General features: G+C 34.3%; 19 protein-coding genes and 1 tRNA gene. 19 read left to right on the top strand and 1 reads right to left on the bottom strand.

Going from position 1 to position 24,368, the window contains the following annotated elements; all coding sequences use genetic code 11:
• Positions 1–74 precede the first annotated feature (74 nt).
• The 6 genes from selA (at position 75) to BMZ74_RS02320 (ending at position 6,343) form a co-directional block, all read left to right on the top strand.
• Positions 75–1,511, top strand: coding sequence for an L-seryl-tRNA(Sec) selenium transferase (selA, locus tag BMZ74_RS02295; protein ID WP_089859014.1), 1,437 nt, complete (start codon positions 75–77; stop codon positions 1,509–1,511).
• Positions 1,504–3,429 (top strand): selenocysteine-specific translation elongation factor, encoded by a 1,926-nt coding sequence (gene selB / locus BMZ74_RS02300; RefSeq protein ID WP_089859017.1) that lies wholly within the window; start codon positions 1,504–1,506, stop codon positions 3,427–3,429. The genes selA and selB overlap by 8 nt, the downstream gene beginning before the upstream one ends.
• A gap of 63 nt (positions 3,430–3,492) precedes the next feature.
• A tRNA-Sec gene (locus BMZ74_RS02305) sits at positions 3,493–3,591 on the top strand.
• 184 nt (positions 3,592–3,775) lie between these two features.
• Complete coding sequence (locus BMZ74_RS02310) at positions 3,776–4,948, top strand: aminotransferase class V-fold PLP-dependent enzyme (protein ID WP_089859020.1); 1,173 nt, start codon at positions 3,776–3,778, stop codon at positions 4,946–4,948.
• Positions 4,941–5,987, top strand: coding sequence for a selenide, water dikinase SelD (gene selD / locus BMZ74_RS02315; RefSeq protein ID WP_089859025.1), 1,047 nt, complete (start codon positions 4,941–4,943; stop codon positions 5,985–5,987). The genes BMZ74_RS02310 and selD overlap by 8 nt, the downstream gene beginning before the upstream one ends.
• 86 nt (positions 5,988–6,073) lie before the next feature.
• Entirely contained in the window at positions 6,074–6,343 is a 270-nt protein-coding gene (locus BMZ74_RS02320) for a putative Se/S carrier protein (protein ID WP_245750790.1), read from the top strand.
• A gap of 44 nt (positions 6,344–6,387) precedes the next feature.
• Here the strand turns inward: BMZ74_RS02320 and BMZ74_RS02325 are convergent, their stop codons facing one another.
• Entirely contained in the window at positions 6,388–7,242 is an 855-nt protein-coding gene (locus BMZ74_RS02325) for an HAD-IIA family hydrolase (RefSeq protein ID WP_089859031.1), read from the bottom strand.
• 258 nt (positions 7,243–7,500) lie between these two features.
• Between BMZ74_RS02325 and BMZ74_RS02330 the strand changes: the two genes are divergently transcribed.
• The 13 genes from BMZ74_RS02330 (at position 7,501) to uvrA (ending at position 24,241) form a co-directional block, all read left to right on the top strand.
• Positions 7,501–8,433, top strand: a complete 933-nt coding sequence (locus tag BMZ74_RS02330) for an ABC transporter substrate-binding protein (RefSeq protein ID WP_089859127.1) — start codon at positions 7,501–7,503, stop codon at positions 8,431–8,433.
• A 70-nt stretch (positions 8,434–8,503) separates the two neighbouring features.
• Complete coding sequence (locus tag BMZ74_RS02335) at positions 8,504–10,018, top strand: sugar ABC transporter ATP-binding protein (RefSeq protein ID WP_089859034.1); 1,515 nt, start codon at positions 8,504–8,506, stop codon at positions 10,016–10,018.
• A 1-nt stretch (position 10,019) separates the two neighbouring features.
• Entirely contained in the window at positions 10,020–11,075 is a 1,056-nt protein-coding gene (locus BMZ74_RS02340; RefSeq protein WP_089859037.1) for an ABC transporter permease, read from the top strand.
• The gene (gene yjfF, locus BMZ74_RS02345) at positions 11,072–12,052 is read left to right on the top strand and encodes a galactofuranose ABC transporter, permease protein YjfF (protein ID WP_089859041.1); all 981 of its coding nucleotides are present in this window, start codon (positions 11,072–11,074) and stop codon (positions 12,050–12,052) included. Before BMZ74_RS02340 ends, yjfF begins: the two co-directional genes overlap by 4 nt.
• Before the next feature lie 148 nt (positions 12,053–12,200).
• Positions 12,201–12,638 carry a MarR family winged helix-turn-helix transcriptional regulator gene (locus BMZ74_RS02350; RefSeq protein WP_089859044.1) on the top strand — a complete coding sequence of 146 codons (438 nt, stop codon included), beginning with the start codon at positions 12,201–12,203 and terminating at the stop codon, positions 12,636–12,638.
• A 122-nt stretch (positions 12,639–12,760) separates the two neighbouring features.
• Entirely contained in the window at positions 12,761–13,960 is a 1,200-nt protein-coding gene (locus BMZ74_RS02355) for an MFS transporter (protein ID WP_089859047.1), read from the top strand.
• A gap of 162 nt (positions 13,961–14,122) precedes the next feature.
• Positions 14,123–15,457 (top strand): ABC transporter substrate-binding protein, encoded by a 1,335-nt coding sequence (locus tag BMZ74_RS02360; protein WP_089859049.1) that lies wholly within the window; start codon positions 14,123–14,125, stop codon positions 15,455–15,457.
• 120 nt (positions 15,458–15,577) lie between these two features.
• On the top strand, positions 15,578–16,474 hold the full coding sequence (locus BMZ74_RS02365; RefSeq protein ID WP_245750792.1) for a carbohydrate ABC transporter permease: 897 nt from the start codon (positions 15,578–15,580) through the stop codon (positions 16,472–16,474).
• A 36-nt stretch (positions 16,475–16,510) separates the two neighbouring features.
• Positions 16,511–17,353, top strand: a complete 843-nt coding sequence (locus tag BMZ74_RS02370) for a carbohydrate ABC transporter permease (RefSeq protein WP_089859056.1) — start codon at positions 16,511–16,513, stop codon at positions 17,351–17,353.
• 113 nt (positions 17,354–17,466) lie between these two features.
• Complete coding sequence (locus BMZ74_RS02375; RefSeq protein ID WP_177181339.1) at positions 17,467–18,186, top strand: glycerophosphodiester phosphodiesterase; 720 nt, start codon at positions 17,467–17,469, stop codon at positions 18,184–18,186.
• Between the two features lie 173 nt (positions 18,187–18,359).
• Positions 18,360–19,139 carry a PRC-barrel domain-containing protein gene (locus BMZ74_RS02380; protein ID WP_089859062.1) on the top strand — a complete coding sequence of 260 codons (780 nt, stop codon included), beginning with the start codon at positions 18,360–18,362 and terminating at the stop codon, positions 19,137–19,139.
• Positions 19,140–19,353: 214 nt separating this feature from the next.
• Positions 19,354–21,375: an excinuclease ABC subunit UvrB gene (gene uvrB, locus BMZ74_RS02385; RefSeq protein ID WP_089859065.1), complete on the top strand. Its 2,022-nt coding sequence runs from the start codon at positions 19,354–19,356 to the stop codon at positions 21,373–21,375.
• 49 nt (positions 21,376–21,424) lie between these two features.
• The gene (gene uvrA, locus BMZ74_RS02390) at positions 21,425–24,241 is read left to right on the top strand and encodes an excinuclease ABC subunit UvrA (RefSeq protein WP_089859069.1); all 2,817 of its coding nucleotides are present in this window, start codon (positions 21,425–21,427) and stop codon (positions 24,239–24,241) included.
• Positions 24,242–24,368 lie beyond the last annotated feature (127 nt).

Genomic DNA, 24,368 nt, shown 5'->3' on the forward strand with positions numbered 1-24,368 from the left:
GTTTGCTAGCTTGTTTTTTTATATGTTATACTAAGATAGAGTAAACCTTGAGCTAAGAAAAGAGGGAGTTATCTGTGGAGAAACAAAGAAAAAAACTTTTAAGTAAACTACCAGCTATAAATGATTTGTTAGATTCTAAACAAGGACAATCTTTAATTGATGTTTATGGACATCAAATGGTTGTTGATGCTAGCAGACACGCTATAGATGAATTAAGAAATACAATCTTAAATACAACTTCAAGTATGCTAAGTGAGTTTGAATTACTTAGTCTAGATAAGCTGAATGAAAAAATATCAGCTTATCTAGAATCTAAACAACAAAATGGACTGCAGCCAGTAGTTAATGCTACAGGCATTGTTGTTCACACCAATTTAGGAAGATCATTATTATCTACTTCAGCTAAAAAATCAATTTCTGAAATAGTCAGTAGCTATTCTAATCTAGAGATAGATAAGTTGACAGGTGAGCGAGGTTCACGTTATCAGCATGTTGCTAAATTATTGAGAGAATTGACTGGAGCAGAGGCGGCTCTAGTAGTGAATAATAATGCTGCAGCTGTGTTTTTAATTTTAAGTAGTTTGGCGGTTGGTAAAGAGGCAATTATTTCGCGCGGCGAAATGGTCGAAATAGGTGGTTCGTTCAGGATTCCAGATGTAATGAAGCAAAGTGGCGTTATTTTGAGGGAAGTTGGCTGTACTAATAAAGTCCATCTTTCAGATTATGAAGCTGCAATTAATGAAAATACTGGCTTATTTCTAAAGGTTCATACTAGTAATTATAAAGTAGTTGGTTTTACTGAAGAAGTAGAATTTGCTGAATTAGTAGGTCTTGGAGAGCAGTATGGGTTACCAGTAGTTGATGATCTTGGTAGTGGAATTTTAGTTGACCTCAGTGATTGGGGATTGAGTTATGAGCCCACTGTTCAGGATAGGATTTCAGCTGGAGTTGATGTAGTAAGTTTTAGTGGAGACAAAATGTTGGGAGGGCCCCAGGCGGGAATAATTGTTGGCAAAAAAAAATACATAGAAGAAATGAAAAAGCATCCTTTAAATAGAGCTTTAAGAGTTGATAAATTAACTTTAATTGCTTTAGAAGCCACTTTAAAGGAATACAGGCATCCAGAAAAAGTATTTGATGAAATACCAACTCTAAAAATGATAACCGCTAGTAAAAGCCAGCTTCAGTGTAGAGCTCAAAAACTTTATCAAATTTTAAAAAAAGTTATCTCAACAAAACTATCATTGCAAATCAATAGTAGTTTTTCCCAAACAGGTGGAGGTGCTTTTCCGCTTGATAAATTACCTACAGCAGTAATTGAGTTAACTTCAGTTCAGGTAAGTATTGTCGATATAGCAAAACAGCTGAGACTTAACCATCCACCGATTTTTACTAGAATTGCTAACCAGGCAATTATCTTTGATTTAAGAACAATTAAAGATAGTGACTTTATGATTTTAGCAGATGCACTGCAAAATATTAATCTTTCAGGAGGTGAAAACGGTGAGTAAAAATTTAATTATCGGAACAGCAGGTCATATTGATCATGGTAAAACAACTTTAATTAAAGCTTTAACAGGTGATGATACTGATCGGCTACAGGAAGAAAAAAAACGTGGTATTTCTATAGAACTAGGCTTTAGCTGTCTAAAACTAGATGATAATCTTCAGATTGGAATAATTGATGTTCCAGGGCACGAAAAATTCATTAAAAATATGTTAGCAGGTGCCGGTGGTGTTGATTTAGCTTTATTAGTAGTAGCAGCTGATGAAGAAATTATGCCTCAGACTGAAGAACATCTTGCTATTCTTGAGTTATTAAATGTTAAAGCTGGTATTATTGCCGTAACTAAAATTGATTTAGTTGATCCAGAATGGCTGGAATTAGTTATTGCAGATATCAAAGAACAATTTGCTAATACTTTTTTAGCAGAATCTCCAATTGTTCCAGTTTCTGCAGTTACTGGAGCTGGTATTCCAGAACTTAAAGCTGCTATAAAGAAAAAGGTTACTGATCTTCCTGCTAAGAGCGAGATCGGGAATGTTTATTTTCCAATTGATAGAGTTTTTTCCTTAAGTGGGCATGGAACAATTGTGACTGGTACTTTAATTAGTGGTAAAATAGAGTTAGAAGATAATTTAACTGTTTATCCTGAAGGCAAAAAGGTTAGAGTAAGGAGTATGCAAATTCATGAAAAGTCTGTTAGTACTGCTTTGCCAGGTCAGAGAGTAGGAATTAATGTGGCTGGTATTGATCAAAATGAAGTTAATCGAGGTTCTGTTTTAGCAACTAATAATACGCTTAACCGAACAAATTATCTAGATGCTCATTTAAAGTTACTTGAGTCTGCTCCTTCTATTTTAAAGCATGGTGACCAAATTAGATTGCATTTGGGAGCAAGAGAAGTTTTAGGTAGAGTCTATCTACTTAATAAGGATGAATTACAACCAGGTGAAACTGCTTTTGTTCAATTCAATCTTGTAGAAGAAATAGTAGCTAGTTTTAAAGAAAGATATATTATTCGCCGTTATTCTCCAATGACTACAATTGGTGGGGGAGAAATTCTAACTACTAGACCACATCGTCATCGTAAATTTGATTCTGCAGTTTTAGCTAATTTAAAGATTAAAGCAACAGGAACTAATAAAGAAAGAGTTGCTCTAAGTATACAAGCTAATCAAGAGAGAAGTAGCAAATTAAATTATTTAGTTAAGGAAACTAGTCTGGCTTCCGAACAATTAATGCCTATTTTAGTTGATTTGAAAAATTCTAATCAGATAGTTGAATTTAAAGTAGGTCAAGAATCAACCTGGTTGCATAAAAAACAATATAAAAAGTTAGAAGAACAGGTATTAAGTAATTTAGCAGAATACCATTCAAAAAATCATTTGGAGAGAGGTATGCTAAAAGAAGAACTGCGTACCAGGCTTACTATTAGACTAAGCACTGCTGAATATAATATATTAGTTAAAAATCTTATAGCAAAAGGTTTGCTTATTGATTTAGGTTCAGAAGTCGCGCGTTCAGACTTTAAGATAGAGTTAAATGAACAAGAAACTTATCTTAAAGAAGAAATTTTGAAGACTTATCAGGTTGAATTTTTACAGCCACCAACTTTAGATAATTTAATTTCTGGATTTATAAAAGCTAAAGAGTCTGAATATGAAACAATTAAAAAATTGCTTAATCTACTCTTAGCTCAAGAAGATCTGGTTCAAGTTAGTGAAGATCTGTTTTTTTGGCCAGATGCTCTAGCCAAAGCAAAGCTGATTTTAATAAATTATCTGCAGGAAAATCAAATGATAGAGCTGGCAGAATATAGAGATTTGTTAAATAGCAGTCGTAAATATGCTCTTGCTTTATTAGATTACTTCGATAAACAGAAAATAACTAAAAGACAGGGAAATCAAAGAATATTAGTTAAATAAATAAGAATAATTAAGATATATTGTATTTTTATTTTAATTATGTTAAGATAGTATAGTCTTTACGGGAATAGCTGTATCCATGGTGGATATCACGGACTTCAAATCCGATGGCAGGTAACTTTAGTTATCTGTGGTGGGTTCGATTCCCACATATTCCCGCCAATTTAACTAAACTATTTTAAAATATAATATTCTTATTTAATAACAACTAAATATTAAATTTTTAGTTGTTATTTTTATATCTATATTAATTTTCATTATAAATTAAAAGGTAAATTTATTTTTAGTCAGCTAAGTTAATTAATTAAAAATATTTAATTTTAGAACTGGCTTAAGGAGGGTAAAAATGATTTATGTTAACAATTCTGCCACTACCTGGCCTAAACCAGAAAATGTTTATCAGCAGGTTAATGAATTTTTCCGTAATTCAGCTCTAAATCCAGGACGTTCTGGTACTAGTAGTCTTGGTATTTCACCGGTAGAAAGAAAGATTTTTAAAGTGAGAAAACAATTAGCAGATTTAATTGGTACAAAAAATTATGCTCAGATTATTTTTACTTCTGGAGCTACCCATTCATTAAATATTGCTCTGAAAGGTATTTTAAAACAGGGCGATCATGTTATTACAACCTGCCTAGAACATAATTCTGTCTTGAGACCATTAAAAAAACTTGAAAAAGATAGAGATATAAAAATAACAGTAATTAGTTTTGACCAGCAAGGATATATTTCTCCTACAACAATTGAGAAGGCAATTACTGAAAGGACAAGATTGATTGTGACGACTCATGCTTCTAATGTTATTGGAACTCTTGTTGATTTAAAGAAAATTGGTCAGCTAGCCCGGCAGCATAGTTTAATTTATTTAGTTGATGCTGCCCAATCAGCTGGAGTTTTTGAACTTGATGTTAAAGAAATGGGTATTGATTTGTTGGCTCTTGCTGGACATAAATCTTTGTATGGACCAGCTGGAATTGGAGCTTTATATGTAAACCCAGAACTTGAACTTGATACTTTAATAGAAGGTGGCACAGGTACTAATTCTCTATCGGTTGAGCAGCCGCTAGCAATGCCTGACAAATATGAAAGTGGAACACTTAACAATTTAGGAATAGTTGGTTTAGGAGCAGGGCTTGAGTTTATTAATCAAATAGGCATGGAAAAAATTCGTGAGCATGAGCTTGACTTAGTCAAGCAGTTACTCGAAGGACTTCAGAAAATTAATGGAATTAAAGTATATGGTCCAGCAGTAGATAAATTACGAGCACCTGTAGTGAGTTTGGAGTTAACTGGTATGTCAGCAGCTGAACTTGGTCATTTGCTAGAAAATAAATTTGAGATTAGAGTTCGTTCCGGGCTTCATTGTGCACCACTATTGCATAGGGCTTTAGGAACTGAAGAAAGAGGCTTAGTTAGAATTAGTTTTAGTTATTTTAATACCAAAAAAGAAGTGGAATTTATTTTGCAAAGTCTAGCAGAGCTAGCTTTTAGACTAGAAAGGAGGCAGGAAAATGAGTGAAGAAATTAAGTTAACAAGTTACAGTAAAACTTCTGGTTGAGCAGCTAAAATGGGACCAGATTCCCTGGCGCAAGTCTTGCGTCAAGTTGATTTTAAAACATTTGATAAAAAACTATTAGTTGGGCTTGATAAATCTGATGATGCAATTGCCTATCAGCTTAATAAGTCTCAGGTAATAGTACAGTCAGTTGATTTCTTTACACCGATTGTTGATGACCCTTATTTATTTGGTCAGATTGCAGCAGCTAATGCCCTGAGTGATATTTATGCAATGGGCGCAGAACCAATACTGGCAATGAATATTGTCGGGTTTCCTTCCTGTCTGTCTGAAAATATTTTAGCTAAAATACTGCAGGGTGGAGCTGCTAAGGTAGCAGAAGCCGGGGCAATTATTGCTGGCGGCCATACTATTCAAGATGACGAACCGAAGTATGGTTTGTCGGTTACTGGTCTTGTTGAACCAGCCAAACTATTAACAAATTCAGGTTGTCAGCCAGGTGATAAACTTATTTTAACCAAGCCATTAGGAATGGGAATTATGGCAACTGCAATTAAAGCTGGTTTAGCAGAGGGGGGGTTAGAAAACGAAGTAGTAAAAGCTATGGCAGACTTAAATAAAACAGCTGCTAAAGTAATGCAGAAAATTGGAGTTAATGCCTGTACCGATATAACAGGATTTGGTTTTCTAGGTCACAGTCTGGAGCTTGCAAAAGGAAGTAAAGTTGGAATTGAAATATTTAGTCAAGATATTCCAATTTTTTCGGAAATAACAGAATATGCAGAAATGGGTCTTGTACCTGCTGGTGCATATACAAATAAAAATTATTTAGCAGATCAACTTACTCTAGCACCTGGTCTTGCCGAGACTACAAGTGATATTTTATTTGATCCCCAGACTTCAGGTGGTCTTTTAATCTCTGTATCATCAGCAAAAGTAGCTGATCTTTTAATAGAACTCTATGCAGCAGGAATTGAACAGGCTACTGTAGTTGGTGAAGTTTTTGCTAGCCCGAAGGGTGCTTTAATTGTAAAAAGTTAAAATAAACTATGATAAGTTGATTAATCAACTATTTATTTGTAATTAATATTTTGTTTAAGACTATCTAAATTGAAAGAGGTATTTTTATGGAAGAAAAGCAGAAATATAATTTGATAATTTTTAATTCTACTCATCAGGCTTTAGCAGCAGAAGATTTGCTATTAGCAGCCAATTGCAAATTTAACCTCGTTCCAATCTTACCAGAGATAAGTGCTGATTGTGGCCTGGCAATACGCTTTCAGATCGAGCAAACAGAAATTTTGAACTTATTAAAGCAAGCTAAAATTGAAATGGCAGGTTATTATAAAGTGGTTAAATCAGGAATTAATAAAAACATAACTCAATTAGAGATTTAGTTAATGGTTAATTAAAGTCTGGCTAAATAGCCAGACTTTAATTTTTAAATACTATTGCTTAATTCAGCAACATCTTTAAATAAGTAATCATGATAATTGGCAGCTGAATTCTGCTGATTGAGCTGTTTAAGATCCGCCGCTGAAGTTTCTCCGCTTAGGACCAGTATCCCAGTAATTCCCGCTTCTTTTGCCATTTTCATATCAGTATAAAGCCGATCACCAACCATAGCCAGTTCTGATTTTTTAAGCTGAAAACGTTCCACTATGTAATTAACTGTTGTCTGGGCAGGCTTACCAATAATCTGGGGCCTTTTACCGGTTGAAGCAGCTAGAAGTTCGATCATAGCACCACAATCTGGTTGAGTTCTACCACCTTTTAGAGGGCAAACTAAGTCAGGATGAGTAGCTACATAATCAACTCCGGCCAGAATTAAATCATGGGCTAACCAGAGTTTTTGATAGGTTAAGCTTTTATCAAAGCCGAGTACAACATAATCAACTGTAGCAGCTTTTTGACGTAAATTTTTTTCTTGATTAACTATTGTATGGCCAAAACGTTCCATTTCTAACTTTAAAGATTCAGTTCCTAACAAAAATATTCGCTTGCCCTGTTTGTTTTTATTAGAATTAATCTTAGCATTTTTAGTGGTTAAATGAGCAGCTGTTATTTCGCCAGAATTAATTATTTTTTCTGGAGAAACATCAATTCCTAATTCAGCTAATTTTTGTTGATAATCAGCTCTATTTTTAGAAGAATTATTAGTTAAAAAAACAAAATCTTTTTGTTGTTTTTTTAACTTATTTAAAAAATCAAGGCTGCCTTTTAATAGTTTATTTTCAAGATAAATTGTCCCATCAAGATCAAGAATAAAGAAATTTATTTTAGCTAATTCAGTCATTTTGCCACTCCTTATGCAATTATTATTATTGAGTTTGATTATATTAAAAGCTGTTCTAAAAAACAAGTATTTTTCAGAATAAAAATAGTTTTAAAGATATTTATATTTATTTAATTTGGCAAATATTTATATTCAAGTTAGCAGATAACAAAAATTAATACCTATTAAAAAATAGATGCTGGCTCTATTTTAAATTTGTTTCAAGCTTAAACTGTAAGAAAATAAGGGGGAACTAAAGTGAAGAAGTTCAGCAGGATAATGGTTTTAATGGTAATATTTTTAATGTTTTCTGGTCTTTTTGCAACTGTTGCTGCTCAGGATAAGATTGTTTTAGGCTTTTCACAGGTTGGAGCAGAAAGTGAGTGGAGAACTGCTAATACAGAATCGATTAAAAATGCTGTAGCTAATGATCCTAGAATAGAACTTAAATTTTCTGATGCTCAGCAAAAACAGCAAAACCAGATTAAAGCAATTAGATCTTTTATTGCTCAGGGCGTAGATGTTATTTCATTTTCTCCAGTTGTACAGACAGGCTGGACAACTGTCTTAGAAGAAGCCAAGGCAGCTGGGATTCCAGTTGTTTTAACTGATCGTAAGGTTGACTCTGACGAATCTCTTTATGTTACTTTAGTTGGATCTGACTTTGTAGAAGAAGGACGTAAAGCAGGAGCCTGGTTGGCTCAAGCTATGAATGGTCAAGCTAATATAGTTGAACTACAGGGTACAGTTGGTTCTGCACCTGCAATTGACCGTAAAGCAGGTTTTGAACAAATTATTCAACATTTTCCTAATTTAAAAATTATTAGAACTCAGAGTGGTGACTTTACTAGATCAAAAGGAAAAGAAGTTATGGAATCTTTCCTAAAAGCAGAAGGAGAAAATATTGATGCCTTATTTTCTCATAATGATGATATGGCAATTGGAGCAATCCAGGCAATTGAAGAATATGGTTTAAAACCAGGGGAAGATATTAAAATTGTTTCCATCGATGGTGTAAGAGGTGCCTTTGAAGCTATGATTCAGGGTAAATTAAATTGTACAGTTGAATGTAATCCATTACTTGGTCCTCAATTAGTAGAGATAGTTAAAGGTGTAGTAGATGGCAAAGAATTTCCTAAATATATACCTGTTAAAGAAAATATTTATGTTCAATCACAGGCTAAAGAAGTCTTTTCAGAACGTAAATATTAATTACTGAAACGAGCCAGCGTCTATTTTTTATCGGGTATTAAAATCTATTGATTTTGAGGAGGATGAAGTAATGGCAGCGGCAGAACCAATTATTAAAATGGCAAAGATTGAAAAGTCTTTTCCTGGTGTTAAAGCTCTGCAGCAGGTTGACTTTGAATTAGCTGCTGGGGAAATTCATGGCTTAATGGGAGAAAATGGAGCTGGTAAATCTACTTTAATTAAAGTTCTAACGGGAGTTTATAAAGCTGACTCTGGTCAGATATTTTTAGATGGACGGCCAATTAGAATTAAATCGCCTGAACATGCTCAAAAAATTGGGATCAGCACTGTTTATCAGGAGGTTAATCTTTGTCCCAATCTTTCAGTAGCGGAGAATATTTTTATTGGACGAGAACCTATAAAAAATGGAAGAATCGACTGGAAAAAAATAAAAAATGAAGCTGAAACGGTTTTAGATAAATTTGATTTAAAGATAGATGTTGACCGCAAACTCTCTTTTTATTCAGTCGCAGTTCAACAGATGGTAGCAATTGCCAGAGCTTTAATAATTTCAGCTAAAGTAATTATTCTGGATGAACCAACTGCTAGTCTTGATACAGATGAAACTAATAAGTTATTTGAAGTAATGCGGCAGTTGAAATCCGAAGGAATAGCTATTATTTATATTACCCACTTTTTAAATAATGTTTATGAAATAACTGATCGAATTACTATTTTAAGAAATGGAGAATTAATTGATACCTGTTTAACCGAATCTTTACCCAGAATTGAGCTGATTTCTAAAATGATAGGTAAAGATCTTGAACAAATTAAAGAGATGGAGAATTATAGTAAAAATATTGGTGAAAATAATAAAGTTCTTTTAAAAGCTGAAGGTCTAGCAAGTAAAGGTAATATTGAGGCTTTTGATTTAGAACTAAAAGAAGGCGAAGTACTTGGTTTAGCAGGATTGCTAGGAGCTGGCAGAACAGAGATGGTCGAATTATTATTTGGTTTAAATAAAGCTGATCAGGGACGAATAATTATTGATGGCAAGGAAGTTAAACTAAATTCTCCTAAAGATGCTGTTGATTATAAGATAGCACTTTGCCCTGAAAATAGAAAAGAGGCAGGGCTGATTGGTAATTTATCAGTTAGAGAAAATATTATTCTAGCTCTCCAGGTTACACGTGGTTGGTTTAGAAAACTGTCCCAGGCGCGGCAGTTAGAAATAGCTCAAAAATATATTGATTTAATTAATATTAAGACACCTGATACTGAGCAATTAGTCAAAAATTTAAGTGGTGGTAATCAGCAAAAAGTAGTGCTGGCCCGCTGGCTGGCAATTAATCCAGATCTGCTTATTCTGGATGAACCTACTAAAGGGATTGATATTGGAACTAAAGCTGATATTCAAAAATTGGTGCTTGAACTGGCCAGTGGTGAGGGAATGAGTGTAGTTTTTATTTCTTCTGAAATTGAAGAAGTTACTAGAATCAGTCAGAGGGTTGTAGTTTTATGTGATAGAGCTAAAATAGCTGAGTTAACCGGAAGCGAAATTAATCAAAAAGAAATAATGTATCGTATTGCAGGAGGTGAAGCTTGAGGTGGATTCAGTTAAACATAAATTAATTAAATTTCGTAATTCAAAGGCATTTACTCCTCTCTTAGCTCTTATCTTTTTATTTATTTTTAATTTTTTCTATATTGATGGATTTTTTCAAATTGAAATTAAAGATGGTAGATTATTTGGTTATTTGATTGATATTCTTAATCGTGGTGCTCCTTTGATGATCATTGCAATTGGGATGACTTTAGTTATCGCTACAGAAGGTATTGACTTATCTGTAGGAGCTGTTGTTGCGATAGCAGGAGCCGTTGCTGCCAGCCTGATTGGAGGAGAAATGCAGATTACTCCAGCGGGAGAAATAGTCTATGAAACAGTTACTACTGTACCGGTGGCAGTTTTAGCAGCACTGGTAGTTGCTGCAGTTTTTGGAATGTGGAATGGTTTTTTAGTTAGCAGCTTAAAAATACCAGCTATTGTTGCTACTTTAATCTTGATGGTTGCTGGCCGAGGAGTGGCTCAGTTAATTACTAAAGGCCAGATTATAACTATTTATTATGAGCCTTATTTTGTCATTGGTCAGGGTTATCTATTAGGAATACCAGTAGCAATTTTTATTGTGGCAGCAGTTTTGTTAATTGTGGGTTTACTAATGCGCAAAACAGCACTGGGGTTATTTATTGAAAGTATTGGTAGTAATGATGTAGCAAGTAGATATATCGGAATTAAAGAAAAGCAAATCAAATTTATTGTTTATATTTTTAGTGCTATTTGTGCTGCAATTGCTGGTTTAATTATAACTTCAAATGTGAAAGCAGCTGATGCTAATAATGCTGGTCTCTGGATGGAATTGGATGCAATTTTATCAGTTGTTATGGGTGGTAATTCACTTCAGGGTGGTAAATTTTCAATTGTATCTAGTGTAATTGGAGCATTGGTTGTCCAGACTTTAACTACAACAGTTTATGCTGCCGGGATTACACCAGAAGTTAACTTAGTTATTAAAGGCTTTGTAGTTTTAATAATAGTTATTCTTAAGTCAGATATTTTTAAAGAAAAACTTAATTTGTTGGTACAGAGAGGTGATAGGGTATGATTAATAAAATATTAAGCACTAAAAACTTATCCCTTAAAATAACTATTACCTTATTTGTAGTCAGCTTTTTAATTTGTTCTTTAATTTATCCAGGCTTTTTTTCCTGGCAGAATTTTTTTAATCTATTTATTGATAACTCATTTTTATTAATTACTGCAATTGGAATGACTTTTGTTATCTTGACAGGTGGAATAGATCTTTCCGTTGGTTCTGTAATTGCTTTTGTATCTATGGTGATTGCTTTTTTGCTTCAGCAGGGTTTAAATGCCTTTATTGTAATTCCACTGGGAGTTATGATTGGAGGATGTTTTGGAGCAATTATGGGTCTAATTATTCAAAAATTTAAAGTCCAACCGTTTATTGTTACTTTAGCTGGGATGTTTTTAATTAGGGGCCTTAGTTTTCTAATTAGTGTTGAATCAATTAGTATTAAAGATCCTATTTTTAATCGAATTGCTAATTATCATATTCCAATTGCTGGAGGAGCAATTTCTGTCAATGTTGTTCTGTCTCTGGTAGTTCTAGCGCTAGGAATGTATCTGGCTCATTTTACTAAATTTGGTCGGACAGTTTATGCAATTGGAGGAGATGAAGAATCTGCTCAGCTAATGGGTTTAAAAGTTGGCCGTACTAAGGTGCTTGTTTATACACTAAATGGTCTTTGTTCAGGTTTAGCTGGAGTTGCTTTTAGCCTGTATATGTTATCTGGCTATGGCTTGCATGCTGAAGGACTTGAAATGGATTCTATTGCTTCTGTAGTAATTGGTGGAACTCTTCTTACAGGTGGATCAGGCTTCGTTTTCGGGACCTTATTTGGAGTTCTCATTCAGGGTTTAATTCAGACAGTAATTATGTTTCAGGGAACTTTAAGTTCCTGGTGGACTAAAATATTTGTTGGTATTTTGTTGTTTGTTTTTATTGTACTTCAAAAAGTTATTTCTAATATGAAAACAACTAAAAATGAATTTAATAATTAATCAAATATTTAGTCAGCCCTACAGCTGGTCCGGATTAGCTATTTCTTAGCCCGGGCCAGCTGCTTTTTATAGCGAAATTAACCTAAAAAGATTTAAATTAAGCTCCAGTATTGACAGCAGTGTATAGTTACTATACAATATTTACATAATGAAAAACTTAACTAAATTGAGTGAATTATTTTTAAACGTAATCACTGATTTTGCTGAACAAGATACAGCTGCCCGTACATTTGGAACTGGAGTTAAACTGTATCATTCTGAAATTCATATGCTGCAGGAGATTAAAGCAAATCCAGAACTTCATATTTCAGCTCTAGCCAGACTTTTGGAAATAACTAGAGGAGCTGCTGCTCAGACTATTGATCGTCTAGTCAAAAAAGAAATGTTAACTAAACAAAGAAGTTCTGAAAATCAAACTCAGGTACTGATGGAGTTAACTGATCAGGGGGAAATTGCCTGTCAGAATCATGAACAACTGCATCAGCAGCATCAGGCAAGAATCGTCAGCCTTTTAGAAAATTCTTCAGCAGCAGAACAGCAATTTTTAGCTGAATTTTTACACAGATTTAAGAAATCGTTTAAATAATAATTTTCTATAATTAAAATTAACCAAATAGGTTTATTTATAAGCATTTAAAATGAAAAATGTTTAGTTTAAGCTAGTTGTATAGATACTATACAAAACAAATTTAAGGAAGCTGATATAAAATGTTAAATAAATTTCAACAAACTGATAAACCTGGTCTCAAGAATTGGCAGTTGATTTTAATGGCAGTCATCTGTGGAGTAACAGTTGCTAATCTTTATTATATTCAGCCATTAGAAGCACAGCTGGCAGCAACTTTTACTGTTCCTGAATCTGCAATTGGAATTATAGTAATGGTTACTCAGTTAGGGTATGCACTTGGCTTGCTGCTTTTTGTACCACTGGGAGATATTGCAGAACGTAAACGTATAATCATGTTAATGCTGGCTCTGGTTAGTTTGTTTTTAGTATTAGTAGCAATAGTGCCGACATATATTTCTTTAATTATAGTTATGTTTGCAGTTGGTCTGACAACTATTATTCCCCAGTTGATTTTACCTTATGCTGCTCAACTTTCTTCTCCTGAAAAGCAGGGGGAAAATATCGGAATTGTAATGAGTGGATTGCTGATCGGAATTTTATTATCAAGAACTTTTAGTGGTTTGCTAGGAGATTTATTTCCCTGGCAGATAGTATATTTATTAGCAGGTCTAATTGGTGTTTTATTATTTATTTTAATAGCTTTGTTTTTTCCGCGAGTTGAAGTTAAGGCAGAGCTTAGTTATTTAGAACTTTTAAGATCAATTCCTGCTTTGATTAAAGAGGAAAGTTTGCTTAGAGAGGCAGCCTTAAATGGATTTTTTATGTTTGGTTCCTTTAATATCTTCTGGACATCACTAATTTTTTTATTAAAATCACCAGTTTATAATTTAGGCAGTAAAGAAGCTGGCTTATTTGGCTTAGCCGGAGCTGCTGGTGCTGGTGCTGCTCCTTTAATTGGTAAACTAGGTGATCGAAAAAGCCCTACTTTTGTTGTTGGAATTGGAGTATTACTATCTACTTTTGCTTATTTAATATTTAGCTTTTTGGGTTTTAAAATTTGGGGTTTAATAATTGGAGTTATTCTGCTCGATTTGGGAAATCAATTTGGCCAGGTATCTAATCAGGCACGTATCCAGCTGTTGGGAGACCAATCACGAAGTAGGAATACAACCATCTTTATGTTCAGTTACTTTATAGGAGGAGCAGCTGCTTCTTTTTTAGGAACTTTATGCTGGCAATACTTTGGTTGGTTTGGTGTCTGTTTACTCGGATTAACTTTTCAGATTATAGCAGTAATAATCCATACTTATTATCAGCTTAAGCCGGTTCAGCTGGACTAGACTTTCTCTTAATTATTTTAACCTGGAATTTACTTATTAGTAATTAAACTGTAACAATAAGTAGTTAAACTTAACAGGTAAGGTCATTAATTTACTCAATTAGATTCAAAAATGAGTAAGACCAATTTTAATTAAAATAATTAAAGGAGAGTAGATTAGTACATGAAAAAGTTTATTCTATTATTAGCAGTAGTCACAGTCTTTATTTGTAGTCTCAGTACAATTGCCGCCGAGCCAGTTACAATTGAGTTCTGGCATGCTATGGGAGGACATAATCTCGAGGTAGTAAATAATTTGGTAGATAAATTTAATCAGACTCACCCTGATGTTCAGGTTAAAGCACAATATACTGGTTCATATAATGATACACTAACTAAAACCCAGGCTGCAGTTCAGACCGGAACAGCGCCAAATATTATTCAAATTTATGAAATTGGTACACAAGTAATGCTGGATAGCGGTATTATAATGCCGATTGAAGATTTGGGTAAAAAAGTTGCTCAGGACACTACTTTTGATTGGAATAAGTTTTTAACACCAGTAGCTAATTATTATACTGTTGGCGGTAAACTTAATTCAATGCCTTTCAATTCTTCCACTCCTATTTTATATTATAATCGGGATGCTTTTAAAGAAGCTGGCCTGGATCCCAATCGACCACCAAAAACATTTGCTGAATTAAAAGATTATGCGCGCAAACTAACAATTAAAAATGAAGATGGAACTGTAGAAAGATATGGTTTTACCCTGGGTATAGTAGGCTGGTTTGTTGAACAGATGGTAGCAAATCAAGATGCTAATTTGGTTAATAATGACAATGGCCGCAGTGGACGAGCAACTGAATCTTATTTAAATCAAGCAGCAGCTGTACGTTTTGTTAAACTATGGCAAGAAATGGTTGCAGAAGGTATTATGTTAAATCCTGGCCGAGGTTGGGATGGAGCTAATCAGGCCTTCTCTTCTGGGAGAGCAGCAATGTTAATTGAGTCTACTTCTTCAGTAGCAGCTTTTACAGCTAATGCAGAATCAGCTGGTTATGAGCTGGGAACAGCCTTTTTACCAAGACCAGCTGATGTAAACAGAGGTGGGGTAGTTATTGGAGGAGCAAGCCTCTGGACTATTGCTGATCATCCTGAAACAGAACTAAAAGCAACCTGGGAATTTCTTAAGTGGTTATCGGAAAAAGATCAGCAGGTTTATTGGTTCGAAAATACTGGCTATTTTCCAGTTACCAAGGCAGCTGTTGAAAGTGAAATGAATAATCAATTTTTTGCTAAGAGTCCTAATTATTTAACTGCTTTCTTACAATTATTGCTCAGTAAAAAAGCTGTTTCTACTCAGGGTGCTTTGATTGGTACTTTTCCTGAAGTGAGACAGATTATTGAAGAAGAAGTAGAAAAAACTCTGCAGGGTAGTTTAACTCCTCAGGCAGCAATGGATGAGGCAGCTGAGCGGGTAAATAAATCACTAGCAGAATATAATAAGCTTTATCAGTAATATTCTATTTAAGACTATAAAATGAATAAAAATTAACATAGTAATTAACAGCATAATTGTTTTGCTAGGGGATCCCTTCTTCGCAAATTAGCAGGAAGGGATCCTTATAATTATCAGGAGGTGGAGGTCTTGGAAGAACAAAATTATCGCAGTAAAAAAGTTATTCCCTATTTATTACTTACCCCAACTATGCTTATCTTAATCTTATTTCTGTATTGGCCCAGTCTGCAGTCAATTTATTTAAGCTTTTATCAGCAGGCACCATTTGGACGCAAAAAAATATTTATCGGTCTGAATAATTACTTTAGTCTGTTTCAGAATTCTAACTATCTAATAAGTATTTTTCGTTCGACAATTTTTACTTTAATTACAATTGTACTTGGGCTTTTTTTAGCTTTAATTTTAGCTATTTTATTGAATCAAGATTTAAAAGGTATCAAATTTTATCGAGTTATTTTTTTTATTCCCTATGCAATTTCTGCTACTGTTGCTGGTTCACTCTGGGTTTTTATTCTAAATCCAGTTGCTGGTCAGGTTAATTATTTGCTTGATTTACTTTTTAATCTGCAAATTGCCTGGCTAACTAATAGCTTTTTTGCCTTTCTGGCAGTTATTATGGCAACTATCTGGAAAAATATCGGTTTTAATATTATTTTTTTTCTGGCTGGTCTGCAGTCAATTCCGGAAAGTATTTATGAGTCGGCCAGAATTGATGGGGCAAATAGTTTAACCATTTTTCGTCATATTACAGTTCCTTTGCTGTCACCAACCACTTTCTATTTAGTAATTATGAATATAATTTTTAGTGTGTTTGAAAGTTTTGGTATTATTGATATTATGACTCAGGGAGGACCAGCTAATTCGACTAACATTCTTATTTATAAATTGTATCGAGAAATGTTTATTAACTTTCGGCCTGGTTCAGCTGCTGCTCAAACTGTAGTTTTACTTATTTTAGTAATTATTGTAACTATCCTGCATTTTAAATACGGTAATAATAAAGTTCATTATCAATAAGATGAATACTAAAGTATTTTGAAAGGAGTTTATAAAATGCTCAAGAAAATTTTAAATAAAAAAAATTATAGAACTATTATCTTGCATTTAGTTTTAATTAGTTTATCTTTAATTACCTTAATGCCAATCTTATTTGCTTTAAGTATTAGTTTTCAACCACGAGCACAGGTTTTTTCATATCCACCTTCATTTTTACCAGATCAGCTATATTTCGGAAACTTTATCAAAGCCTGGCAGGTTATTAAATTAGGCAGAATATTTATTAATAGCATAATTGCTTCGGTTATTGTAATGTTAGGTAAGCTTATTTTAGGAGTTTTAAGTGGTTATGCTTTTTCTCACTTTAAATTTAAATATAAAAAACTGCTCTTTTTTATGGTATTATTTACTTTAATGCTGCCGATGCAGGTTCGAGTTGTCCCCTTATTTGAACTAATGAGTCGTCTGGGATTGGCCAATAGTTATTCTGGTCTTGTACTGCCCTTTTTAGCCAGTGCAACTACTACTTTTTTGATGAGACAGCATTTTTTAACTATTCCCAGTGCTTTAATGGAATCAGCCCAGATCGATGGCTGTGGTCCCATCAGATTCTTACTGCAGATCTTACTGCCGCTTTCTGGGGCTAACCTAGCTGGTCTGGCAGTAGTAAATTTTCTTGTTATGTGGAATGCTTATCTCTGGCCGCTGGTCATAATTAATTCAGATGAAATGAAATTAGCTCAGCAGGGAGTCAAAATGTTATTTGCCAGTGCTGCTGAAAGAGATTGGGGTTTAATTATGGCTGGAACTATTTTAATTGTAATTCCAACTTTAATTGTTTTTTTACTGGCCCAGAAATTTTTTATAAAAGGAATTGCAACTCAGGGATTAAAAGAATAGTATTTTAGTTCTAATAATGGCTCAAACTACCAAATCTAATTTGCAGAAACAGCCCAAAAGTTGTATTATAAAAGAAGACTATTTTTCAAAGCTAGATAAAGGAAGTGGTTAGTGTGGAAACTAAAATAATTGGTCATCGGGGTGGAGTAGATGGTTATCCCGAAAATACTCTGGCTAGTTTTAAAAAAGCAGTTGAGTTGGGAGCAGATGGAGTAGAATTTGATGTACAGTTGAGTAAAGATGGACAGATAGTTGTTCTTCATGATGAGCTTATTGATAGAACCATGTCTGGTACTGGTTTAGTTAAAAATTATACTCTAGCAGAGTTGCGGGCAATGAGTGTGAGCAAAAATTTTGGCCCGGAATTTAAAGCAGAGAAGATTCCTACCTTACAGGAAGTTTTAACAGTTGTTAAGGATCTTGAGTTTATTAATATCGAACTGAAAAATTTTCTACCTTATCATAATCTGGAAGAAAAAGTGCTTGCTGTAGTAGCAGAGTTTAATCTGCAGGCTAAAACTATTCTTTCTTCTTTTAATCATTATAGTTTACAAAAAATAAAAAAATTGCAGCCAGAAATGAGAGTGGGAGCCTTGTTGGCTGCTAAATTAATCAACCCCACCGATTATGCTTTTAAAAGAGGTTTTGATGCTCTTCATCTTAATTTTTTAACAGCTGATGAAGAAATTGTTAAAAAAGCTCATTTTATGGGATTAGAACTGAATGTATATACAGTTAATCATCCGACAGCAATGATTGAGCTTTTTGAAAGAGATATTGATCATTTAATAACTGACAATATCGAACTAGCTTTTGAAATGAAGAATATGTAAAAAATTTATTTATTTTTTATTTTGACTTAAATTCTAATTAAGAATTAATCTTATTAGCTTGAATTTGATTATTGTTTTTATTACAATTAACTTAAGTTGAAATTATTGATTTTAACTAGTCTTAAACTAACCTGTACTTATTTTCGACTTGAAATTAAGCGAGGTGAGGGTAAATGTTAAGAAAGTTAACAGATTTAAAGGGCTTTGCAGTAGTTGGTAAATCAGAAGATTTAGGGCAGGTAAGTGATTTTTATTTTGATCAGCAGCATTTTGTTTTACGATATTTAGTTGTTGATACAGGTAGCTGGCTTCAAGAAGAGAAAACTTTGCTTTCAACTGCAGCTTTTACTAAAATTGATTTTGCTAATTCTGAAATAAGAGTTGACTTAACAAAAGCTGATTTAGAGGCTGGTCCTGCTCTGGAAAAAAATAAACCAGTTTCTAAAGAAATGGAAGAGAAAATGGCTCAGCATTTTGATTGGCCCCTTTACTGGACAATGCCTGCTAATGGGCCAGCAATTCAGGCTGGTACTATTTTAAGACGTAAATTATTTAATTTTAATGATTTTGATCAATCAACCAGGGCTACTAGTAATAGTCAGACAATAGAATCTAATCTGCGCAGCTTTACTGAAGTTCACAAGTATCATATTCAAGCTCAGGATAAAGAGTTTGGGCATTTGGCAGACTTATTTGTTGACGAAGAAAGCTGGTTAATTAGATATTTACTGATTGATACCAGAAATATTTTGCCTGGTAAAGATGTTTTGATTGCTCCAGAATGGATTCAAAATATTAGCTGGAATCAGAAAAAAATATTTGTCAGCAAAACAAAAGCTGAAATAAAGGCAGCTCCTCCTTATCAGGAGCAGTCTGCTAAAAATTTAGTTGAGCGTTCTTATGAAAAAGAACTCTATGAACATTATAATGAAGAAAAATATTGGCTGCGGTAAATTTAACTGAGCCCTGGCGGGCTCTTTTTTTATGAATTAATCTTGAGTAATTAACTATGAATAATTGTAAAATTGTTTTTAAAATTAAAAACAAATTAGCTTTAAATTAATAATAATTATTGATATAATGAATAACAAGGTAAACATACATTCACTCTGTTAATTATTTATTGGTAGAGTAAGAATAAAATTTGATTTTAATTGGGGTGGAAAGATGGATAAAAAAACAGGTAAATTTAAATTAAAGGCCCCCTTTACAGCTAAAGGTGATCAACCGGAGGCAATAGAAAAGCTGGCCCGGGGAATCAGAGAAAATTATCGTCATCAAACTTTATTAGGAGCCACTGGAACTGGTAAAACATTTACCATGGCTAAATTAGTTGAAGAAGTAAATAAGCCGACTCTAGTTATTGCTCATAATAAAACTCTGGCTGCCCAGCTAACAAGTGAATTTAAAGAATTTTTCCCGGAAAATGCTGTCGAATATTTTGTTAGTTATTATGATTATTATCAGCCAGAAGCTTATGTACCTCAGACAGATACCTATATTGAAAAAGATGCTTCTGTTAATGATGAAATTGAAAAATTACGTTTGTCAGCAACAACTTCACTTTTTGAAAGACGGGATGTACTGATTGTTGCTAGTGTTTCCTGTATTTATGGTCTTGGTTCTCCAGATGACTATCTTGATTTATCATTACCATTAAAAGTGGGGGAGATTAGCGAGCGAAAAGCAATTACCAGGAGTTTGACTTTTATGCAGTACAGTCGTAATGATCTGGATACTTCACGTGGTCATTTTCGAGTTAAGGGAGATGTAATTGATATCTTTCCTGCTTATCGTGATATAGCAATTAGAGTTGAACTTTTTGGTGATGAAATTGATCGAATCACGAGAATTAATACAGTTACTGGTGAGGTAGAAGCTGAGATAACAGAAATGACAATTTATCCAGCCAGTCACTTTGTTACACCAGAATCAAAAATAAAGCGAGCACTTAAGACTATTAGCAGTGAACTCGAAACAAGGCTGCAGGAATTACGTTCTGAAAATAGATTAGTTGAAGCACAGCGTTTAGAACAGAGAACAAGATATGATTTAGAAATGTTAGAACAAATGGGCTTTTGTTCTGGAATTGAAAATTATGCTCGTCATTTAGCCGGGCGAAAACCTGGCTCTCGGCCGATGGCGTTACTTGATTATTTTCCAGATGATTTTATGGTAATTATTGATGAATCACATATGACAATCCCCCAGATTGGCGGAATGTTTGCTGGTGACCGCTCCCGAAAAGAAAAACTGGTTGAATATGGATTTCGTCTGCCGTCAGCTCTTGATAATCGTCCTCTTAATTTTAATGAGTTTGAACAGGTAGTCCCACAAGCAGTTTATGTATCAGCAACCCCAGGCCCTTATGAAGAAAAGCATAGTCAGCAGATTGTTGAACAGATTATTAGGCCAACCGGTCTGGTTGATCCTGAAATAGATGTTCGACCAACTAAAACTCAGATTGATGATTTGCTGGAAGAAATTAGACAGGTAGTCGCTAAAGGTGAGCGAGTTTTAGTTACTACTTTAACAAAAAGAATGTCGGAAGATTTAACTGAATATCTGGCTGAAGCTGGAATTAAAGTGCGCTATCTGCATTCTGATATTGATACAATTGAAAGATCAGAAATAATTAGAGATTTAAGATTGGGCGAATTTGATGTATTAGTTGGAATTAATCTTTTACGAGAAGGCCTTGATCTGCCCGAAGTCTCCCGGGTTGCAATTCTTGATGCTGATAAAGAAGGTTTTTTGCGATCAGAGCGTTCCTTAGTACAGACAATTGGACGGGCAGCACGTAATGTAGAGGGTAAAGTTATAATGTATGCTGATAAGATAACTGACTCAATGAAAAAAGCAATTGATGAAACAGAAAGAAGGCGCGAGATTCAGGTACAGCATAATTTGGATAATGATATTACTCCAGAAACAATTATTAAACCAGTAAGAGATGTTGTTAGACCAGTAGAAATGGTTGTATCTGAAGACCAAAGTCGCTATTATGATAAGAAAAAGTCAACTTCTGAGAGTGGAGATGAACCAGATTATGATAATTTAACTCGTAAGGAAATCCAGCAGTTAATTCTAGATTTAGAAATGGAAATGGAGGAAGCCGCTGATAATCTAGAATTCGAAATAGCTGCTCAAATCAGAGATGAAATAACGGAATTAGAGGCCAGACTTTAAGTTTTTTTATTATTTTAATATAGATTGAAAAAGAGGTGTAATTTATATAATGGCAAATGATCGTTTAATTGTAAAAGGTGCTGAAGAGCATAATTTAAAAAAGATAGATTTGGAAATACCAAGAGACAAATTGATTGTAATTACAGGTTTAAGTGGTTCAGGAAAATCATCTCTGGCTTTTGATACAATTTATGCGGAAGGACAGCGGCGTTATGTTGAATCACTATCAGCTTATGCTCGCCAATTTTTAGGTCAGATGGAAAAGCCAAAAGTCGAGTATATAGAAGGACTTTCACCGGCTATATCTATTGATCAGAAAACAACCAGTCGTAATCCTCGTTCTACTGTAGGTACAGTTACAGAAATTTATGATTATCTGCGGTTGCTTTATGCCCGGATTGGGACTCCACACTGCCCTTCCTGTGGAAAAGAAATTAGTTCTCAGACAGTTGACGAAATTGTTGATCAGGTTCTAGACATGCCAGAGCGGACTAAAATTCAGATTTTAGCACCAATTGTAAGAGGAAGAAAAGGTGAGCATGAGCGTACTTTTCTTCAAGCTCTGCGAGATGGCTTTGTGAGAGCCAGAATTGATGGGGAAACAAAATTACTTGAAGATGCCGAAAAACTAGATAAAAATTTTAAGCATGATATTGAAATAATAGTTGATCGATTAGTGGTCAAAGCAGGTATCCGGGAGCGCCTGGCAGATTCTGTTGAAACAGCGCTTGATTATGCTGATGGTCTGGTAATGATTGAACAGCTAGATGGTCAAACAATTACTTTTAGTGAAAAGTTTGCTTGTGCTGATTGCGGGATTAGTTTAGAAGAAATGTCTCCCCGGATGTTTTCTTTTAATAGTCCTTATGGTGCTTGTGATAACTGTGATGGTTTGGGAGTAAAAAAAGAATTTTCACCGGATTTAATTCTAGATCAAGATAAGTCTATTGCTGACGGAGGAATTATACCCTGGAAGAGTTCTTCCAGCCGCTATTATCCTGCTTTGCTGAAAGCTTTAGCAGCTGAATATGACTTTAGCCTTGAAACTAAACTTTCCAAACTTGATGATCAAATAATTGAGATATTATTATATGGAAATGATAAAGAACTTACTTTTCCTTATACAAATCGCTATGGCAGAACAAGAGATCATACAACTAAGTTTAAAGGTGTAATTGGTTATTTAAAAGAAAGATTGAGTAAATCAGATAGCCCGGGAACTCATAAAAGGTTGGAACGCTATATGGATGAGATACCCTGTCAGGTTTGCCATGGTAAGCGGCTTAAACCAGAAGTTCTGGCAGTAACAATTGGGAAACTGTCGATTGCAGATTTAACAGCCTTTTCAATTAAAGAGGCACATCAATTTTTAAAGGGTTTAGAACTTGATCAACGTCAACAGTTAATTGGGAAAGAAATTTTAAAAGAAATTAAAGAAAGATTACGTTTTTTACTTGATGTTGGTTTAGAATATCTAACTCTGGATCGTTCAGCAGGGACACTTTCGGGTGGAGAAGCACAGCGAATTAGGTTAGCAACTCAGATTGGTTCTGGTTTAATGGGAGTGCTCTATATTTTAGATGAACCCAGCATTGGTCTGCACCAGCGTGACAATAGTCGTTTAATTAGTACTCTGGAGCATATTCGTGACCTTGGTAATACTGTAATTGTAGTTGAACATGATGAAGAAACAATTAGAGCAGCAGATCATATTATTGATATTGGACCTGGAGCTGGTAAACATGGAGGTGAAATAGTAGCAGAAGGCTCACTGGCCGATATTCTTGCTACACCCCGTTCTTTAACTGGTCAGTATTTATCTGGACAGGAGAAAATAGAGGTACCTGACCAAAGATATCAGACTAATGGTGACTGGATTACGATTAAAGGGGCCAGGCAGCATAATCTAAAGAATATTGATGTAGCTATTCCTCTGGGTACATTTAGTTGTGTAACTGGTGTTTCTGGTTCTGGCAAAAGTACCTTAGTTAATAATATCTTAAAGAGAAGAATGATGAAAGAAATTTATAATTCTACTTTACACCCCGGTAAACATGATGAAATTGAAGGTCTGGAAAAAATTGATAAACTAATTGATATAGATCAGTCACCAATTGGTAGAACTCCCCGTTCTAATCCAGTAACTTATACTAAAATATTTGATTATATTAGAGATGTTTTTGCCAGTACTCCTGAAGCTAAACAGCGCGGTTATGAAGTAGGGCGTTTTAGTTTTAACGTTAAAGGTGGGCGCTGTGAAGCCTGCAAAGGCCAGGGAATTGAACAGATTGAAATGCATTTTTTACCAGATGTCTATGTTCCCTGTGAAGTATGTGGTGGCAAACGTTATAATAGGGAAACCCTGGAAATTAAATATAAAGGAAAAACAATTGCTGATGTTTTAGATATGACTGTTGAGGAAGCACTGGAGTTTTTTGAAAATATTGAGCCGATTAGACGGCGGCTGCAGACGCTTTTTGATGTAGGTTTAGGATATATTAGATTAGGACAACCTGCTACAACCTTATCAGGTGGAGAAGCACAGCGGATTAAAATTGCTAAAGAGCTTGGTAAAAGAAGCACTGGTCAGACAATGTATTTACTTGATGAGCCAACGACTGGGCTTCATTTTGCTGATGTTAAAAAGCTGCTGGAAGTACTACACAGGCTGCGTGGTGATGGCAATACTGTAGTTGTGATTGAGCATAATCTTGATGTAATCAAATCGGCTGATTACTTAATTGATCTTGGTCCTGAAGGTGGGGAAAAAGGTGGACAAGTAATAGCCTGTGGTACTCCCGAAGAAGTAGCAGAAGTAGATAATTCTTATACTGGTAAATTTTTGAAAGAGATTCTGGCTAATTAATAATTATTGTCTTAATCTATTACCAGGCTGGCTAGAAAAGACTATTTAAGCTAGGTTATTGATAATTATAGCTAAATAAATTATAATCATAGTAAGTAAAGTTTATAAAACTAATAAAGATTACTTA

Origin of the sequence: Halanaerobium salsuginis, assembly GCF_900114545.1 — a bacterium.
Classification (GTDB): domain Bacteria; phylum Bacillota; class Halanaerobiia; order Halanaerobiales; family Halanaerobiaceae; genus Halanaerobium; species Halanaerobium salsuginis.

Excerpts from the sequence above, each read along its gene's own strand:
- BMZ74_RS02310 (WP_089859020.1), top strand. The coding sequence starts at position 3,776 with ATGATTTATGTTAACAATTCTGCCACTACCTGGCCTAAACCAGAAAAT.
- BMZ74_RS02320 (WP_245750790.1), top strand. The coding sequence starts at position 6,074 with ATGGAAGAAAAGCAGAAATATAATTTGATAATTTTTAATTCTACTCAT.
- BMZ74_RS02325 (WP_089859031.1), bottom strand. The coding sequence starts at position 7,242 with ATGACTGAATTAGCTAAAATAAATTTCTTTATTCTTGATCTTGATGGG.
- BMZ74_RS02330 (WP_089859127.1), top strand. The coding sequence starts at position 7,501 with ATGGTTTTAATGGTAATATTTTTAATGTTTTCTGGTCTTTTTGCAACT.
- BMZ74_RS02335 (WP_089859034.1), top strand. The coding sequence starts at position 8,504 with ATGGCAGCGGCAGAACCAATTATTAAAATGGCAAAGATTGAAAAGTCT.
- yjfF (WP_089859041.1), top strand. The coding sequence starts at position 11,072 with ATGATTAATAAAATATTAAGCACTAAAAACTTATCCCTTAAAATAACT.
- BMZ74_RS02350 (WP_089859044.1), top strand. The coding sequence starts at position 12,201 with ATGAAAAACTTAACTAAATTGAGTGAATTATTTTTAAACGTAATCACT.
- BMZ74_RS02355 (WP_089859047.1), top strand. The coding sequence starts at position 12,761 with ATGTTAAATAAATTTCAACAAACTGATAAACCTGGTCTCAAGAATTGG.
- BMZ74_RS02360 (WP_089859049.1), top strand. The coding sequence starts at position 14,123 with ATGAAAAAGTTTATTCTATTATTAGCAGTAGTCACAGTCTTTATTTGT.
- BMZ74_RS02370 (WP_089859056.1), top strand. The coding sequence starts at position 16,511 with ATGCTCAAGAAAATTTTAAATAAAAAAAATTATAGAACTATTATCTTG.
- BMZ74_RS02380 (WP_089859062.1), top strand. The coding sequence starts at position 18,360 with ATGTTAAGAAAGTTAACAGATTTAAAGGGCTTTGCAGTAGTTGGTAAA.
- uvrB (WP_089859065.1), top strand. The coding sequence starts at position 19,354 with ATGGATAAAAAAACAGGTAAATTTAAATTAAAGGCCCCCTTTACAGCT.
- uvrA (WP_089859069.1), top strand. The coding sequence starts at position 21,425 with ATGGCAAATGATCGTTTAATTGTAAAAGGTGCTGAAGAGCATAATTTA.